The organism is Geobacter argillaceus, from assembly GCF_007830735.1.
GTDB lineage: Bacteria > Desulfobacterota > Desulfuromonadia > Geobacterales > DSM-12255 > Geomobilibacter > Geomobilibacter argillaceus.
Genome location: NZ_VLLN01000001.1, coordinates 195,686 through 211,557, shown reverse-complemented (window position 1 = coordinate 211,557; position 15,872 = coordinate 195,686). Strand labels below are relative to the sequence as shown.

At 61.6% G+C, this 15,872-nt stretch carries 15 protein-coding genes; 8 read left to right on the top strand and 7 right to left on the bottom strand.

Annotated elements, in window-relative coordinates; translation table 11 throughout:
* Positions 1-2: 2 nt before the first annotated feature.
* On the top strand, positions 3-1,070 hold the full coding sequence (locus tag JN12_RS00940) for a protein-glutamate methylesterase/protein-glutamine glutaminase (RefSeq protein WP_145017148.1): 1,068 nt from the start codon (positions 3-5) through the stop codon (positions 1,068-1,070).
* A 3-nt stretch (positions 1,071-1,073) separates the two neighbouring features.
* On the opposite strand, the gene JN12_RS00935 is transcribed toward JN12_RS00940, so the two are convergent.
* The gene (locus tag JN12_RS00935) at positions 1,074-1,349 is read right to left on the bottom strand and encodes a hypothetical protein (RefSeq protein ID WP_145017146.1); all 276 of its coding nucleotides are present in this window, start codon (positions 1,347-1,349) and stop codon (positions 1,074-1,076) included.
* Positions 1,350-1,383: 34 nt separating this feature from the next.
* On the opposite strand from JN12_RS00935, the gene JN12_RS00930 reads away from it, so the two are divergent.
* Positions 1,384-2,436, top strand: coding sequence for a methyltransferase domain-containing protein (locus JN12_RS00930; protein ID WP_145017144.1), 1,053 nt, complete (start codon positions 1,384-1,386; stop codon positions 2,434-2,436).
* On the opposite strand, the gene JN12_RS00925 is transcribed toward JN12_RS00930, so the two are convergent.
* The 6 genes from JN12_RS00925 to JN12_RS00900 all read right to left on the bottom strand — a co-directional run bounded on the left by JN12_RS00925 (position 2,426) and on the right by JN12_RS00900 (position 7,882).
* Positions 2,426-3,406, bottom strand: coding sequence for a beta-ketoacyl-ACP synthase III (locus JN12_RS00925; RefSeq protein ID WP_145017142.1), 981 nt, complete (start codon positions 3,404-3,406; stop codon positions 2,426-2,428). The genes JN12_RS00930 and JN12_RS00925 overlap by 11 nt on opposite strands.
* Before the next feature lie 110 nt (positions 3,407-3,516).
* Positions 3,517-3,834 (bottom strand): hypothetical protein, encoded by a 318-nt coding sequence (locus JN12_RS00920; protein WP_145017140.1) that lies wholly within the window; start codon positions 3,832-3,834, stop codon positions 3,517-3,519.
* A gap of 41 nt (positions 3,835-3,875) precedes the next feature.
* Entirely contained in the window at positions 3,876-4,214 is a 339-nt protein-coding gene (locus JN12_RS00915) for a DUF190 domain-containing protein (protein WP_145017138.1), read from the bottom strand.
* A gap of 34 nt (positions 4,215-4,248) precedes the next feature.
* The gene (gene crcB / locus JN12_RS00910) at positions 4,249-4,635 is read right to left on the bottom strand and encodes a fluoride efflux transporter CrcB (RefSeq protein WP_145017136.1); all 387 of its coding nucleotides are present in this window, start codon (positions 4,633-4,635) and stop codon (positions 4,249-4,251) included.
* Positions 4,636-4,641: 6 nt separating this feature from the next.
* Positions 4,642-5,490, bottom strand: a complete 849-nt coding sequence (locus JN12_RS00905; protein ID WP_145017134.1) for an autotransporter outer membrane beta-barrel domain-containing protein — start codon at positions 5,488-5,490, stop codon at positions 4,642-4,644.
* A 1-nt stretch (position 5,491) separates the two neighbouring features.
* Positions 5,492-7,882, bottom strand: a complete 2,391-nt coding sequence (locus JN12_RS00900; protein ID WP_145017132.1) for an Rne/Rng family ribonuclease — start codon at positions 7,880-7,882, stop codon at positions 5,492-5,494.
* Positions 7,883-8,109: 227 nt separating this feature from the next.
* Between JN12_RS00900 and JN12_RS00895 the strand changes: the two genes are divergently transcribed.
* From JN12_RS00895 to queC, 6 genes are all read left to right on the top strand, one after another.
* Positions 8,110-10,017 carry an ABC-F family ATP-binding cassette domain-containing protein gene (locus JN12_RS00895; RefSeq protein WP_145017130.1) on the top strand — a complete coding sequence of 636 codons (1,908 nt, stop codon included), beginning with the start codon at positions 8,110-8,112 and terminating at the stop codon, positions 10,015-10,017.
* A 121-nt stretch (positions 10,018-10,138) separates the two neighbouring features.
* Complete coding sequence (gene lon, locus JN12_RS00890) at positions 10,139-12,457, top strand: endopeptidase La (protein ID WP_145017382.1); 2,319 nt, start codon at positions 10,139-10,141, stop codon at positions 12,455-12,457.
* A 47-nt stretch (positions 12,458-12,504) separates the two neighbouring features.
* Positions 12,505-13,230, top strand: a complete 726-nt coding sequence (locus tag JN12_RS00885) for an MlaE family ABC transporter permease (protein ID WP_407925366.1) — start codon at positions 12,505-12,507, stop codon at positions 13,228-13,230.
* A gap of 7 nt (positions 13,231-13,237) precedes the next feature.
* Positions 13,238-14,023 carry an ABC transporter ATP-binding protein gene (locus JN12_RS00880; RefSeq protein ID WP_246125690.1) on the top strand — a complete coding sequence of 262 codons (786 nt, stop codon included), beginning with the start codon at positions 13,238-13,240 and terminating at the stop codon, positions 14,021-14,023.
* Positions 14,020-15,102, top strand: coding sequence for an MlaD family protein (locus JN12_RS00875; protein ID WP_145017129.1), 1,083 nt, complete (start codon positions 14,020-14,022; stop codon positions 15,100-15,102). The genes JN12_RS00880 and JN12_RS00875 overlap by 4 nt, the downstream gene beginning before the upstream one ends.
* A gap of 16 nt (positions 15,103-15,118) precedes the next feature.
* Positions 15,119-15,805, top strand: coding sequence for a 7-cyano-7-deazaguanine synthase QueC (gene queC / locus JN12_RS00870; RefSeq protein WP_145017126.1), 687 nt, complete (start codon positions 15,119-15,121; stop codon positions 15,803-15,805).
* The last annotated feature ends 67 nt before the right edge of the window (positions 15,806-15,872 follow it).

The following is a 15,872-nucleotide window of genomic DNA, read 5'->3' as shown; positions in this document are numbered from 1 at the left end:
ATATGGTGCTTATGCCGGGCAAACGGATACGGGTTCTGATCGTTGACGACTCGTCATTTATGCGGATGGCCATCAGGGGGATACTCTCCCGTGATCCGGAAATCGAGGTGATCGGGAGCGCTGTCGACGGTCAGGAAGGGGTGGACAAGGCGATTGAACTGAAACCCGACCTGATCACCATGGATATCGAGATGCCGCGGCTGGACGGTATCAGCGCCCTCAAGCAGGTCATGGCAAAAGCACCGACCCGGGTGATCATGGTCTCGACTCTGACCAACGAAGGGGCCAGGGCCACCTTCGAGGCTTTGGAAGCCGGAGCGGTCGATTACATCCCGAAGAACGTGACCGACTCAAGTGATGCCCAGCAGGTCTTCAAGGAAGAGCTGCTGCGAAAGGTCAAGGGGGCGGTCAGCTCACGGTTCCGCTCCCCGGCACTGCCGCGGGCGGCTGTGAGCCCACCCCCACGGCCGGTTGCCAGTCGGCTGCCGAAGCGCAATGTCCAGTTTGTGGGGATAGGTGCCTCTACCGGCGGTCCGGTTGCCCTGCAGGAGGTGCTGTCGCGGATACCGATGAATTTCCCCCATCCGGTTGTGGTGGCGATTCACATGCCCAGGGCCTTTACCGGCCCGTATGCGGAGCGGCTCAATGCCAAGTGCTCAATCCAGATCAAGGAGGCGGTTGACGGCGACATCCTGAAACCGGGGCAGGTGCTTATTTCTCCCGGCGGGCGGCACCTGTCCCTGGTAAAGAGAGGCTCCAACGTTGTGGTTGTAACGGCCCAACCATCCGAGTTTCCCAAGTATCTCTACGTGCCGTCGGTCGATCAGATGCTGACGACCATGGCGGACGTGAGCAACGGTTCAGCGCTGGGAGTCATTCTGACCGGCATGGGTAACGATGGCTTCAAGGGGATGCAGCACCTGAAAAGCAAAGGCGGGGTTTCCATTGCTCAGGACGAGGCGACATCGACCATCTACGGCATGCCCCGGGCCTGTGTGGAGGGCGGCGTTGCCGACGAAGTGCTCCCCCTTGGCGATATCGGCTTCGAGATAGCCAGGGTGGCGGGATAACTGTCAGCGCCGGGCGAAGAGATGAAGCCCGCCATCCTGGCTGGTAACCCGGCAGTCGGAGTACCCCAGGCGCTTGAGGCGAAAAAGGAGAAACGGTGCGGCAAAGGAGGCCGTGTCAGGGAAGAAGAATCCGGTCTCTCCCGTCTCTGATCCGGACGGTTTGGTTTTGATGGCAAAGGCGACGGCAGACCCGAGTGGGCTGCCGTTTTTATTGGTGGACAATCGCAGCAAGCTGCAAACCAGTCTGATGGTGCGGAGCATTCTGCCTATTCGGTACATGGGGCCACTGTACCATGGGGATGGAGAGCCTACAATGGGGTTGAGCTATTGCCCGACCATTGAAGCGAAGGAGCTGCAACGCCGGCTCAGGGCGCTCCTGGTGACGGACTCCATCATGGATACCGATCTGGAACGGCGTCTGGCGCGACTGGAGTTACAATATCGGCTCTATGCCGCCACCTGCCCGGTATCCTTGTGGGCGCCCGGCCTGGTCCTCACCAACGAACTGGTGAACCAGGCCGAACGGTATCTGCCGGTTGCGGAGATTGCCCGCACCTTCAGGCGGTTCAGCCGGCTCGCCATGACTGGCCCGACCCCTTCTGATCCCCTCGTCTTTCATGGTGCCACCGGCTGGCTCCCGGTCCTGCAAAGGCTCGGCTGGCCGTTGACAGACGCCAATCCTGCCGGACTGTTGAGGGCGCTGCACTCTGACCGGGAACGTCGCGTCGGTCTGCTCTTCTCCCTATATCTCCCGGAACGGCATGGCGGAGGATTCAGCCGCTACCCGGGGCAACTGCAGGCGTTACGCGACTGGCTTGCTGTTCGCAGCGGGCAGAAGGGGATGGTCCGCTGCCTGGATGCGGCCTGCGGGACAGGGGAAGGGACCTGGGACCTTGCCGAAGCGCTCCTTGCTACGGGACTCCCTCGCGAACAGGTCATGATTACGGGACTCACGCTGGGAGCCCTGGAACTCTTTGCCGCTGCCCATGCCTTTTTCCCCCAGGACCGTGAACGTCAGCACGCCTACCGGGAGCGGATCACACAGCTCATGGCCAGCGGCATGTCAAAGCGGATGCTGTTCAGGCAGGCAGATCTGAGGGCTTGCGAGGATCTTGGGGGGGATTATTCCGCCATCCTCTGCAACGGGCTATTGGGAGGGCCGATGCTGCATGATCGGGAGAGTGTCGGAAGGGTCGTGAAGGGGCTGGCGGCAAGCCTGGAACCGGGCGGCATTTTGCTGGCCGCGGACCGGTTCCATGCCGGTTGGCGTAAACTGTTCCCCCGCGAACAACTGGCGGAGTTGTTCGTTCTCTGCGGGTTGCGGCTGGTGGCCGGCGGGGAGGGGATTGCCGGAATCAGAATCTGACCAAAAGCCCTCCCCAGGAGAGGCCACCGCCAAAGCCCATGATCAGGATCTGGTGCCCCGGCTTGATGGTGCCGTTGCGGAGGTTCTCGTCCAGGGCCAGCCCGACCGATGCGGCAGCGGTGTTGCCGAACCGGTCCAGGTTGAGGAGGAACCGTTCCTTTTCGATACCGGTCTTTTTGGAAATGAAATCGATGATCCTCACATTGGCCTGGTGGGGGATGATGTAGTCCAGGTCTGTCGGCTTGATCCCGGCCTTGGCCGTGACCTCGGCAATGATCTCGGGAATCACGTCGGTAGCGAAGACAAACACCTTCTTTCCCTCCATCTTGAAGGTGTTTTCTTTGGCCTCTATGGTTGCCGGGGTGATCGGTTTGCGGGAGCCGGATGACGGAATCTGGATCAGCTCCCAGCCGTTGCCGTCGCTCCTGACGATGCTCTGGATGATTCCCTTCGGCTGCTCGGTGGCCCCCAGGATCACTGCTCCGGCACCGTCGCCGAACAGGGGGCAGGTGGTCTTGTCTGCGAAGTCGAGGATCTTTGAGTAGGTGTCGGCGCCGATCACCATCACCCGTTTGTATTTCCCGGAACGGATGAGGTTGTCGGCGACTTCCAGGCCGAAGACCAGGCTGCTGCAGACGGCATTCATGTCAAAAGCGACCGCCTTGGCGGCGCCGATGTTCTTCTGCACCATGCAGGCTGTAGCCGGGAGGTACATGTCCGGTGTGGAGGTGGCAACGATGAGGCAGTCAAGGGAGAGCGGGTCTATGTTGCCGGCGGCAAGTGCGTTGCGGGCCGCTTCGGTGGCGAGGTCGGATGTTGCCTGGTCTTCACTCACGAAACGCCGCTCGCTGATGCCGGTCCTGGACCTGATCCACTCGTCGGCGTTGTCAACGAGATAGCTGAAAAAATCGTTGGTTACTACCCTTTCGGGGATGCCGGACCCGGTGGCAAGCACCTCTGCATGGATCATTGATGTTCTCCCACTGCTGCAAATATTCATAAACTTATCATTTATTGCACAGAAGGTCGAACCATGTCAAATAGAATGCCGTTTCAGCCGGATTAGCCCGGCATAATGGATCACTGTTTTCCTTTGCTGATGGCCGCGTCCAGGACGCTGGCAAGCCATAGGATGCCGAATCCCCAGAGGAGCCAGCGCGCCTCGGGAGAGCTCTGGCGAATCGTTTCGATGGTCTTGATGACGTCGGAAGTGCCGCCGGTTTTTGCCGCGAGCAGGACGGGACTCATCCCCCGGAGCAGCATGAACAGGGCTCCCAGGAGAAAGATGTTGACGAGGATGATGAAGATTCCTCCCTTGACCCGGTCACCCTTGGCCAGTTGGCCGAGGCCGGGAAGGAGGAACGCGGAAAGGAAGGCTGCCTTGATGTTCTGGTGCATCTGAAACGCTCCAATACGTTGTGACGTCCGTACTCCGGCTCCTAACGGGCGGTTGCCGGTCGGATGACGGTAACGGTTTCCAGGGTGATCAGCCCGCCGGACAGCATGCCACGGAGGGAGGGAATCACCGCCTCCAGCCGCTCCCTGGCGTCAATCGCTTCAATGACCAGCGGCAGGTCATGGGCCAGGTCCAGAAGCCGGTCGGCATGGAAGGCGCGACTGCCGCCGAATCCCGCCACCCCCCGCAGGACCGTGGCGCCGGCGATTCCTTCCCGGCGAAGATGCTCCACGATCGCTTCATAGAGGGGGATATGACCGTGGCGGTCGTTTTCGCCGAGAAAGATGCGCAACAGGAGTTCTTCGTTTGTCTGGCCGGTCATGACGGCGTTCTCCTCTTCCAGTACGCGAGGTTTGTTACAGTATCCTGGCAGCCAGGATTCCCAGCCAGGTAAAGGCAAGGCAGATCAGGACACTACCCAGGACATTGCCGGTGGCGATGAGGAACTCACCCTCTTCCAGCAGGCGGAAGGTTTCGTAACTGAAGGTGGAGAAGGTGGTAAGTCCGCCCAGAAAGCCAACGGTGAGGCCGATCCGGAGATTGGGGGAGACGAGGGTGCTTCGGAGGGCGAACTCCATGATCAGGCCGATGAGGAACGCACCGAGGATGTTGACGACAAAGGTCCCGTAGGGGAAGGTGCGTCCCAGCAGGTCGTACACCATGCCGGACAGGTAGAAGCGGCCCAGGCAGCCGAGAGCCCCGAAGACGGCTATGAACAGGGCTGTGACGACAGTGCCGCTCATGGCCGGCTACCTGAAGCAGTACCCGACGCTGACGCCGACAACATCTTCGGTGGAGCGGGGCTGCAGTATCGAGGTCGACTGACTGATCCGCACGGCCGGTGACTGGTCGGTGCGGTACCCCTGGTAAAAGATGGCCGTGCGGACCTTGCCGGTGCGTATTCCCGCCTCGCCAAATGCAGACCAGCGTCCATCGGGCCTGACCGTGGTGGTTCCGTCTCCAACGATATCCACGCTGTTGGTGTTGTAGAAGGGGTAGCTGACTCCACCTTCCAGAAACAGGCGCCAGTTGTTGTCAAAGGTGTGGGAGAGGTTAAGGCCGAGTTTGGCGTAGGCGCTTTCCCAGACTTCCGTATATCCCTGCACCTGCAGGGCCTGGCCGTTACGGTCCGTGGTCGAGGAATCGTGCAGGTCCCGCAGCCAGATGCGGTAGCCGATCCCGGAAAACGGCTGGATGGCAAAGCGTCCGGCTGGAAAGGACCAGCCCAGGTTCAGTTCGCCCTTGCCGCCGACATAGGTAACATCGGTCTTGACCGGCAGGGAACTGGGGGCCTGGGTTTCGCCGTCGTAGTCGATAACGCCGCCGAACAGCTCGCCTTTTGCTTTCATGAACAGGGAGCCGGAGGTGTCGGTCCGGAGAAGGTCCAGCCCGACGGCAGTACCGATGCCGTAGAGGGGACCGCTTTCGGTCAGGAGTTTGCGGCCTCCGCTCTCCTCTTGCCAATGAAAGTACTGGATATAGGGGTAGAGGTAGAGCTCGGTCATCCCCCCGAAGCGGGGTGCCGCCAAGGCCGGTGCCGACCAGAGAGCCAGCAGCGCAGCCAAAACGATGAACACGCCTTTGGTGCGACGCAGCATGCTACTCCTCCTCAACAACAGGTTCAGCCTTCTTACGCCTGGTCCGCTTCGGTTTTTCAACAGGAGTGTCGGGTGCCGCTTCCGCCTGCTGCTCGACCGGTGCCGGCGTTTCTTCTTTGCCGGCCGCCTTTGGGCGCCTGGTACGTTTCGGTTTTTGCTCTTCAGCCGGTGTGGCCGCTTCAGGATGGGTGACCGGTTCGGCAACAACTGCCGGTTCGCTGGCCTCCGGGGCATCCGCTTTTTTCCGCCGGGTGCGCTTCGGTTTCGATTCGCTGGCGACTGCCGGAGCAGTTTCCTCTGGCCGTTGAGACGGTGCCGGCTGTTCCTGCATCACGACCGGTGCCGGCGCAGCGTCAGCCGGGGGTTCGCTGGTCAGTTGCCCCTGTTCGGTATCGGTGGGAGCACCCTTCCCCTTAGCGCGCCTGCGCCGCCGTCGCTTCTTCTTCTGTTCCTCGTGGTGCTCGCCATCATCCTCTTCACCGGTTGTTTCCAGCGATTCCACGGACTCCTGCCCGGCCGGCTCGGCAGTTGGGGGCAGCAGATCGGACTCAGGTGTGGCGGGAGCAGCCATCCCTTCCGTGGGCTTTCCTTTGCCCCGGCGGCGACGCCGGCGGCGTTTTTTCTTCTGTTCCTCAGTCGCCTCGTCACCCTCCGGAGTAACGCTCTCCGCCAGAGGCTCTTCGTCGGTCGGAGTGACAAGGACCTGCGGGTGAACCGCTGCCTCTACTTCGACAACTGCTGCGGCCGTCTCTTCGGCATCTTTCTTCCGTCCCCGCGAGCGCTTTTTCTTGCCAGCCGGCTCGACATCGGTCTCGCTGCTGGCGGTGTCCTGCGGTTCGATGGGAGGAACAATAGGTTTTCGCTCAGGACGTTCCTCTGGCAGCGGTTCGATGTGGGCCGGCTTTTCCCGCTTGACCAGTTCCAGTTCCAACTGGTTCATGAGGAAGGAGGGTTTCCCCTTGATCGTCACCTCGATATCGTAGTCGTTCTCGATCTGGGCCAGGTCCCGTTTCTTGCGGTTGAGCAGGTAGTAGGCCACCTCCAGCGGCAGTTCGCCCCGGACTTCGGCAGCGGTCCCTTTTGCCGCGGCGGCATGGACCTTGCGCAGAAAGGAGAGGGCCATCGATTCGACCGATTTGACCTTACCGCGGCCCTCGCAGTGGGGACACTCCAGGTAGCTGGCCTGGTTGAGCGCCTGTCGGATCCGCTGGCGGGACATCTCCAGGATGCCGAACTGGGAGATCCTTCCCACGGTGACCCTTGCCTTGTCCCCTTTCAGGGCTGCCTTCAGGATCTTTTCCACTTCCCGGATATGCTTGTTGTCCCGCATGTCGATGAAGTCGATGACGATCAGGCCACCCAGGTCGCGCAGGCGGAGCTGGCGGGCAGCTTCTTCTGCCGCCTCCACATTGGTCCTGAACGCGGTGTCCTCCACTCCCCGCTCGCCGGTGGATTTGCCGGAGTTGACGTCGATGGAGACCAGCGCCTCGGTCGGCTCGATTACCAGGGAGCCGCCGGACTTGAGAGGGACCTTTTTCTCGTGGGTCTGGTCGATCTGTTCCTCGATCTGGTAGCGGGAGAAGATGGGGCGTTTTTCCTGGTGCAGCTTGACCAGCTTTTCGTACTTGGGCATCGCCTCCTTGAAGAAGGCCTTGGTCTCCCGGTGCACGTCCTTGCTGTCGATCAGCAGTTCGTCGATCTCGGCGGTGAAGTAGTCCCGGATGCTGCGAATGACCACCGAGTACTCCTTGTGGAGCAGGGCCGGCGCCTTGGCCGACTCCGCCTGCCGCCGGAGCTCCTCGTATTTGGCCACCAACTGGTCCAGGTCCTTCTGGAGCTCTTCCAGGCTCTTGTCCACCGCCTCGGTCCGGATGATGTAGCCGATGCCTTCGGGAATCGTCATCTGGGCTACCAGCGCCTTCATTTTTTTGCGCTCCGCTTCCCCCTCCACCTTGCGGGAGATGCCCGAGGAGTCGCTCCCCGGCATGAGCACCATGTAGCGTCCCGGCAGCGACAGGTATGAGGTGAGGGCTGCTCCTTTCATGTCACGCTCGTCCTTTTCCACCTGGACGATCAGTTCCTGGCCCCGGCGGAGGACCTCCTGGATGCGGGGGCGCCGTTTGCGCTGGTCCTCGGGGACATCGTCGCGCCATTGCCACCATTCCGGGTGCAACTCCCCGATCTGGAGGAAGCCGGGCTTCTTCAGGCCGATGTCGATGAAGGCCGCCTGGAGGGCCGGCTCCACGCGGAGCACGACCCCTTTGTACACGTTGCCGCGGGTCTGTTCGCTGCCGGCGATCTCTATATCCAGATCTATCAGACGGCCTTCGTCGACGATGGCGACCCGCGCTTCCTCGGGATGGAGGGCATTGATGAGCATCTTTTTTGCCATAGGTGCAAGTTCCTTGTGGGGAGGCTGGATGCCAGGCTCCCTGAATGTATGTATGGTCAGCCGGCGGCTGCGGAGCAGCTCGCTTCCGGCGTAACGTCGACTAAAATCGGTAAACTATACCAGAAATTACCCGGCTTGCCCATATAAAAGGCAGGAGCGGGAAATTGACAAGGCGTGCCATCCCCCCTACAATGCCGCTGTTTTCGTATGGAGAAAAGGAGCATGGCATGTTGCAGTTGGACAATCTTAGCAAGGAATTCGGCGGGCGCGAACTGTTTCGCAGGATTTCCTGGCAGTTGAACGGTGGTGAGCGGGTCGGCCTCGTGGGGGAGAACGGAGCCGGAAAATCGACCCTGATGCGGATCATTGCCGGCGAGGTGGAGAGTTCCGCCGGCGAGATCCGAATGGTCCGGGGGGCCACGGTCGGTTATCTCCCGCAGGACGGGCTCGTCACCCGCGGCAGGACCCTTTTTGCCGAGTCCCTGGCCGCTTTGGGCGACCTGCAGCAGATGGAGGAGGAGATTGCGAGCCTCACCGCCGATCTAGCCCATCTCCCCCATGACGACCCGCGCCACGAAGCCCTGCTCGAACGATACGGCCACCTGCAGGAGGAGTTCCGACTAAAGGGAGGGTATGCCAAGGAGGCGGTGGTGGGAACCGTCCTTGCCGGACTGGGGTTTCTGCCGGGCGACTGGGAGCGGGACTGCGGCGAGTTCTCCGGCGGGTGGCAGATGCGGATCGCCCTGGCCCGGCTCCTCCTGAAAAAACCGAACGTGCTGCTTTTGGACGAACCGACCAACCACCTGGACATCGAGGCCCGTAACTGGCTGGAAGGGTACCTCAGCCAGTATCCCTACGCCGTCATGCTGGTCTCCCACGACCGCTTCTTCCTGGACACGGTCTGCAGCCGGATTGCCGAGGTCTGGAACGGCACCCTTGCCGACTACCACTGCAACTACAGCAGCTATCTGGTGCAGCGTGAAGAGCGGGTGTCCGCCCTCAGGGAGGCGAAAAGGCGCCAGGACGAAGAGGTGCAGAAGCTGGAGGATTTTATCGGCCGTTTCCGTTACAAGGCAGACAAGGCGGCCCTGGTCCAGTCCCGCATCAAACAGCTGGAGAAGATCGAACGGATCGTGTTGCCGCCGGAGCGGAAAAGGATCCGCTTCCGTTTTCCCGACCCCCCCAAGAGCGGGCGGATCGTCATGGAACTGAAGGGGCTCACCCGGGCCTACGACAGCAGGGTGATCCTGGATCGGGTCGACCTCGTCGTGGAAAAGGGAGAGAAGGTAGCCCTGGTCGGCCACAACGGCGCCGGCAAGTCGACCCTTATGCGGGTCCTGGCCGGGGGCCCGTTCCAGGGGGGCGAGCGGATCGTTGGCCACAATGTACTGCTCGACTACTTTGCCCAGGACCAGGCACGGGAACTGAACGGCGACCTGACGGCGTACGAGGCGATCCTGGCCGATGCCCCGTACGACATGGTGCCGCGCCTGCGGGACCTCCTGGGCGCCTTTCTCTTTTCCGGGGACGACATCCACAAGCGGGTAGCGGTCCTTTCCGGCGGGGAGCGAAACCGCCTCGCCCTGGCCAAGATGCTTCTCAAGCCGGCCAACCTGCTCCTCATGGACGAGCCGACCAACCATCTGGACCTGTTCAGCAAAGAGGTGCTCCTGGACGCCCTGCGGGACTTTCCCGGTACGGTGGTGTTCGTCTCCCATGACCGGCATTTCATCGACGGCCTGGCCACCAGGGTGGTGGAGGTGGATGGCGGCGCTCTGACCAACTATTTCGGCGACTATGAGTACTTTCTGGCCAAGAAAGAGGGTTGTTCCGAGTCACCGGTCACCAGTCACCAGTCACCAGTCACTGTTTCCAAAGAGGAACGGCTTCGCCAGCGGGACGAGGAGAAGCAGCGCCAGAAGACGGACCGGGCGCGGCAGAAACGCCTGGCCGAGATGGAGTCGGCGATCGAGTTGGAAGAGTCGCGGCAGGCGGAACTGGAAGCACAGTTGGCGGACCCGGCCGTGGCGGGAGATTACACCGAATTGCAGCGGCTCGGCGCCGAGCATGCGGCCCTGGCGGCCCGGATAGCTGCCCTCTATGAGGAGTGGGAACAGCTCCAGGCCGAATTATAGCCGCTTCCGGGAGCGGCTATCCTTGACACTGCCCCACCGTCCCGATACTCTTTACGTGTACCTGATGTCGCGTTTTCAGCAGTGGGGTCAGCGAACCGCCCTGCTCACCGAGGAACAGACCATGCCGGACAGCACCCCCATACCGGAGATCCTCCCCCTCTTCCCTTTGCGGGAAATGGTGGCCTTTCCGTACATGATCCTCTCCCTGTTTCTCAAGGATGAGGAAACCCCTGCCTTTGAAGAGGCGGTTGCCGCGCACAACAGCCTGATCGTGCTGGCAAAACTCAAGAGTGACCCGAATGGTGACGGTTTGTTCCCTTCGCTCCATCAGGTTGGCACGGCCTGCCGCATCACCCGCCTGCGCCATCTGGATGAGGGGGGTGCCAAAGTGACCATGGAGGGGCTTGCCCGGGTCCAGCTCCAGGAATTGGTGCAGGAAAAGCCTCTTACCATGGTCCGGCTGGAACCGCTCCGCGAATTCGTGGAAAAGAGCCTGGTGTCCGAGGCGTTGGTGTCAAGCCTCTCTGCACTCTTGAAGATAGCCCTTTCCTACGGCAGGCCCCTTCCGGACGACGTGATGAAGATGATCGACTACATCGACAACCCGGCCCGCCTTGCCGACCTGGTGACCCTCTATATGAACCTGCCGCTGGATGACCAGCAGACCCTGCTGGAGACCATCGATCCGCTGGAGCGGCTCAAAACGGTCTACGCCCACCTGACCAGCGAGGTTCAGCGGCTGCAGATCAAGGGGGAAGTGCAGGCGGAGGTGACCAAACGGGTCGGCAAGACCCAGAAGGAGTATATCCTCCGCGAGCAGATGAAGCATATCCAGGAGGAACTGGGGGATGAGGACCCCCGGAGCGCCGACCTGAACGAACTCAAGAAAAAGGTCATTGCGGCAGGCATGCCGACCGAGGTGCGCAAGGTCGCCGACAAGGAGCTGAAGCGGCTGGAGCGGATCAACCAGTCATCGCCCGAATACACCGTGGCCCGTACCTACCTTGACTACCTGGCGGGCATGCCCTGGCAGACCGGCACCATTGACAACCGGGACATCACCCAGGCGGAAACGGTACTGGACGAGGACCACTACAACCTGAAAAAGGTGAAGGAGCGGATACTGGAGTACCTGGCGGTCCGCACCCTGAAGGAGTCGATGAAGGGGCCGATCCTCTGCTTTGTCGGCCCGCCGGGGGTGGGGAAGACCAGCCTGGGGAAGTCCATCGCCCGTGCCCTGGGGCGGAAGTTCATCCGCGTCTCCCTGGGGGGGATGCGGGACGAGGCGGAGATCCGGGGCCACCGCCGGACCTACATCGGCGCCCTGCCGGGGCGGATCATCCAGGAGATTTTTCGCTGCGGCGCCAACAACCCGGTATTCATGCTGGACGAGGTGGACAAGATCGGGCTCGACTTCCGGGGCGATCCGGCCAGTGCCCTGCTGGAAGTGCTGGACCCGGAGCAGAACTCCACCTTCACCGACCATTACCTGGACCTGCCGTTCGACCTGTCAAAAGTCATGTTCATCACCACCGCCAACCAGCTTGACCCGATCCCTCCCCCCCTCAAGGACCGGATGGAGGTGATTACCCTCTCCGGCTACACCACCGAGGAAAAGGAGCATATCGCCACCCGCTACCTGGTGCCGAAGGAGATCGAGGAGAACGGCCTTGCCGACTACCACCCCCAGTTTCCTCCGGAGGCGTTGCTCAGAATCATCGAAGAGTACACCCGCGAGGCCGGGGTGCGCACCCTGCAGCGCAACATCGCCTCGGTCTGCCGCAAGGTTGCCAAGGAGATCACCCAGGGGAAACCGCCCCGGGAGACCATCAGTGCCGAACTGGTGAGCGAATTCCTCGGCCCGCGCAAGTTTTTCAACGAGGTGGCCGCCGAAGCGGACCGGGTTGGCGTGGTAACCGGCCTTGCCTGGACCGAGACCGGCGGGGACATCATCTTTGTCGAGGCTACCCGGATGAAGGGGAAGGGAGAACTGATCCTGACCGGTTCCCTGGGGGAGGTGATGAAGGAGTCGGCCCGGGCGGCCCTGTCCTTTGTGGAGGCCAATCAGGACGAGTTCGGGATCAGCGGCGACGCCTTTATTGACACCACCATCCATATCCATGTCCCGGCCGGGAGCATCCCCAAGGATGGCCCCTCGGCCGGGATCACCATGGCGACGGCCCTGGTATCCCTCATGACCGGCCGCTTGGCCCGGCGCGATCTGGCCATGACCGGCGAGATCAGCCTCACCGGCCGGGTCCTGGCCATCGGCGGGCTGAAGGAGAAGGCGTTGGCCGCCCGCCGCGCCGGCGTGGTCAGGATCATCGTCCCGGAGCGGAACCGGGTCGACCTGGATGATCTGCCGGAACCGGCGCGGGCCGAACTGACGTTCGTTTTTGTCAAGGATATCCGTGAAGCCCTGGCCGAGGCGCTGGTGTGATCGGCTTTGTGCGGTTGGATGACAGACTGAAGCAGGTCTTTTTCGAGATTCAGTCGTACTTTGCTCTGGCGTGGAGGGCAGTCAGGGGGATGGTCTTTCCTCCTTTCTATTACCGTGAGTTCGTTGCCCAACTGGACCGGATCGGGGTCGGTTCACTCTTCATCGTCTGCCTGACCGGCCTCTTTACCGGCATGGTCATGGCGCTGCAGGCCCTGATCCAGCTCAAGCCGTTCGCTGCCACCAGCTATGTGGGGGGGATGGTTGCCGTGACCATGGTCAAGGAGCTGGGGCCGGTCCTCTCCTCGCTCATGGTTGCCGGCCGGGTCGGATCGGCCATCACCGCCGAGTTGGGGACCATGGTGGTGACCGAGCAGGTTGACGCCATGCGGGTGGAGGGGACCGACATCGTCAAGCGGCTGGTGACGAGCCGGCTGAAGGCAATGCTGGTCGCCATGCCGCTCCTGGCGATCGTCACCGACACGGTGGCGCTCTTCGGCGGCTACGCCATGTCCATGGGGTACGGGATCAATCCGCTCATGTACTGGAAGTCGCTGCCCCAGTTCATGGTGTTTCAGGACCTGATCGAAGGGGTGGCCAAACCGGCCATGTTCGGATTCATCATTGCCATGATGGCGTGCCATGTCGGTCTGAACACCCGCGGCGGCGCCGAAGGGGTCGGTGCGGCGGTGAAGCGGACCGTGGTGCTGGCCTCGGTGCTGATCCTGATCACCGATTTCTTCATGACCAAGATATTCATCGTTTTCAGGGGATAGGACAAGGATGAAGGCGGCCGATACGAGCGGAATCCTGATGGATAAGGTCACCTACAGTGTCGGAGGGCGGCGTATTCTGGAGGAGTTCGACCTCCGTCTTACCCCTGGCGAGAACCGCACCATTCTCGGGGTGAGCGGTGTCGGCAAGACCACCATCCTCAAGCTGATCCTCGGCCTGCTCAGCCCCGATGCCGGCCGGATCTTCATCAACGGCACTGCCATTGCCGGCTTGCGGGAACAGGAGTTGACCACTGTCCGCCGCTGTATTGCCATCGTGTTCCAGGGAGGGGCGCTGTTCGACTCCATGACCGTGGGCGAAAACGTCGGCTACCGTCTCTTCGAGGAAGGGGAGCTGTCCGAGGCGGATATCGAACGGATCGTCCTGGAGAAGCTGGGCTTTGTCGGCCTGGAGCATGCCATCGACCTCTATCCGTCCGAGCTGTCCGGTGGGATGAAGAAGCGGGCCGCCATTGCCCGCGCCCTGGCGGCCGATCCGGAGTATATCTTTTTCGACGAGCCGACCACGGGCCTTGACCCGATCGGGGTCTACAATATCAGGCATCTGATGCTCCGTCTCCAGGAGGAGGGAAAGACCACCCTGATGGTGACCCACGATCTGGAAACCGCCTTTGCCGTCTCCTCCCGCTTCTCCTTTATTCACCAAAGACGGCTCGTCTTTGACGGCAGCAGTGACGAACTCCGCTCAGCCTCCCTGCCGGAGATCAGGGAGTTCTTCGCCCCGACGGAGCAGTCTCTGTTCACTTATCCCAATGGACTGGAAGCGCGGTTATGAAACGTAGTGATACTCTAGGATGGTCGCAGGTAACAACCGGCATCTTCATCGTCGTCGCTTTGCTGCTCTTTGCCGGCGGCGTGCTCCTCATGGGGGACAAGACCAAGATGTTCGTCCCCAAGGGGGAGATAACGCTGGTCATGGTCGATGTGGCCGGTCTGAAGGTCGGGGCGCCGGTCTGGCTGTCCGGGGTGGATGTGGGGATCGTCAAGGATATCCGTTTTGTCGACGCCAGGAAGAGCAACGATGTGGAGGTCCTCCTGGAGATTGAGAATGAGGCGCTGAAGAAGGTGGGCAAGGATTCCCGGATCACCATCAAGACTCGTGGCCTGATGGGGGAAAAGTACGTGGATATCACCCCCAGCCGGCACTATGCGGAGGTACCGGAGACACGGGTCGCCGGCACCGAGGTGCCGCGACTGGACGACGTGATGCAGAAGGCCGGTTCCGCCTTTGACCGGCTCAACGGGATCATGGACAAGATTGATAAGGGGGAGGGTTCCCTTGGCCGCTTTGCCAAGGATCCCAAACTTTACGACAACCTTTCGCGGCTGACAGCGGAGCTGCAGATCGTTACGCACTCAGTGAACCAGGGGCAGGGGACGCTGGGGAAGCTGACCAAAAACAGCGAGCCCTATGACCGGCTCATTGCCATCCTGACCAGGACCGAGGACACCATCAGGGATATCCAGTCAGCCGATGGCACCCTTGGGCGGCTGGTTCATGATCGCCAGCTGTACGACAAGATGGTGGCCGTGGCCGACAAGAGCACCCAGGCGGCCGAGGATGTACGGGAGCTGAACCGGAAGCTGCTCTCCAGCGACAGTACGGTGGGGATGCTGCTGAGTGACCGCGAACTGTACGACAAGGGGGTGGCCCTCATAGAGCGCGCCGACAGTGCGGTCAAGTCGTTCGACGACGTGGCCGGCCGGTTGCGCGGCACGGAAGGGACCGCCGGCCGTCTCATCAACGACCGGGAGGCCTACGACCGGTTAACCCGGATGGTGGAGAGCGTCGATGCCCTGGTAAAGGACATCAAGGAGAATCCGAAACGGTATGTGAAGTTTTCGTTGTTTTAAGAATGGAGTTTGCACTATGAAAAAGAAAGCAGTCGTCCTCTACAGCGGGGGGCTCGATTCTACGACCTGCATGGCCATTGCCAGGATCGAGGGGTTCGAGCCCTACGCCATCAGCTTTGCCTACGGCCAACGCCACAGTGTGGAACTTGAACTGGCCAAGAAGAATGCCCGGCCCATGGGGGCCAAGGACCATCTGGTGGTGGATTTCGACTACCGCCGGATCGGAGGGAGTGCCCTCACCGCCGACATCGCTGTTCCCAAGGAGGGGGTGGGGAGCGACATCCCGGTCACCTACGTGCCGGCACGGAACACCATCTTCCTCTCCTTTGCCCTGGGCTGGGCCGAGGTGCTCTCCGCCTTTGACATCTACATCGGTGTCAACGCCCTGGACTACTCGGGGTATCCCGACTGCCGGCCGGAATACATCGCCGCCTTCGAGGCCATGGCTAACCTGGGGACCAAGGCGGCGGTGGAGGGGAAGGGCCAGTACACTATCCACACCCCGCTTATCCACCTTACCAAGGCGGAGATCATCACCCGTGGGCTTTCCCTGGGGGTGGATTACGGCCGGACCCACTCCTGCTACGACCCCACCCCGGAAGGGTTTGCCTGCGGCCTCTGTGACTCCTGCCGCCTGCGGCTCAAGGGGTTCATTGAGGCCGGGGTCCCGGATCCGGTGAAGTATGTGCGGCGTGACACGTGACGAATGATCGTGAAATGAGAAAGGTGTAACGTGAATCAGAAGAAAGGGAGTGACAGTCAGTCCCCGG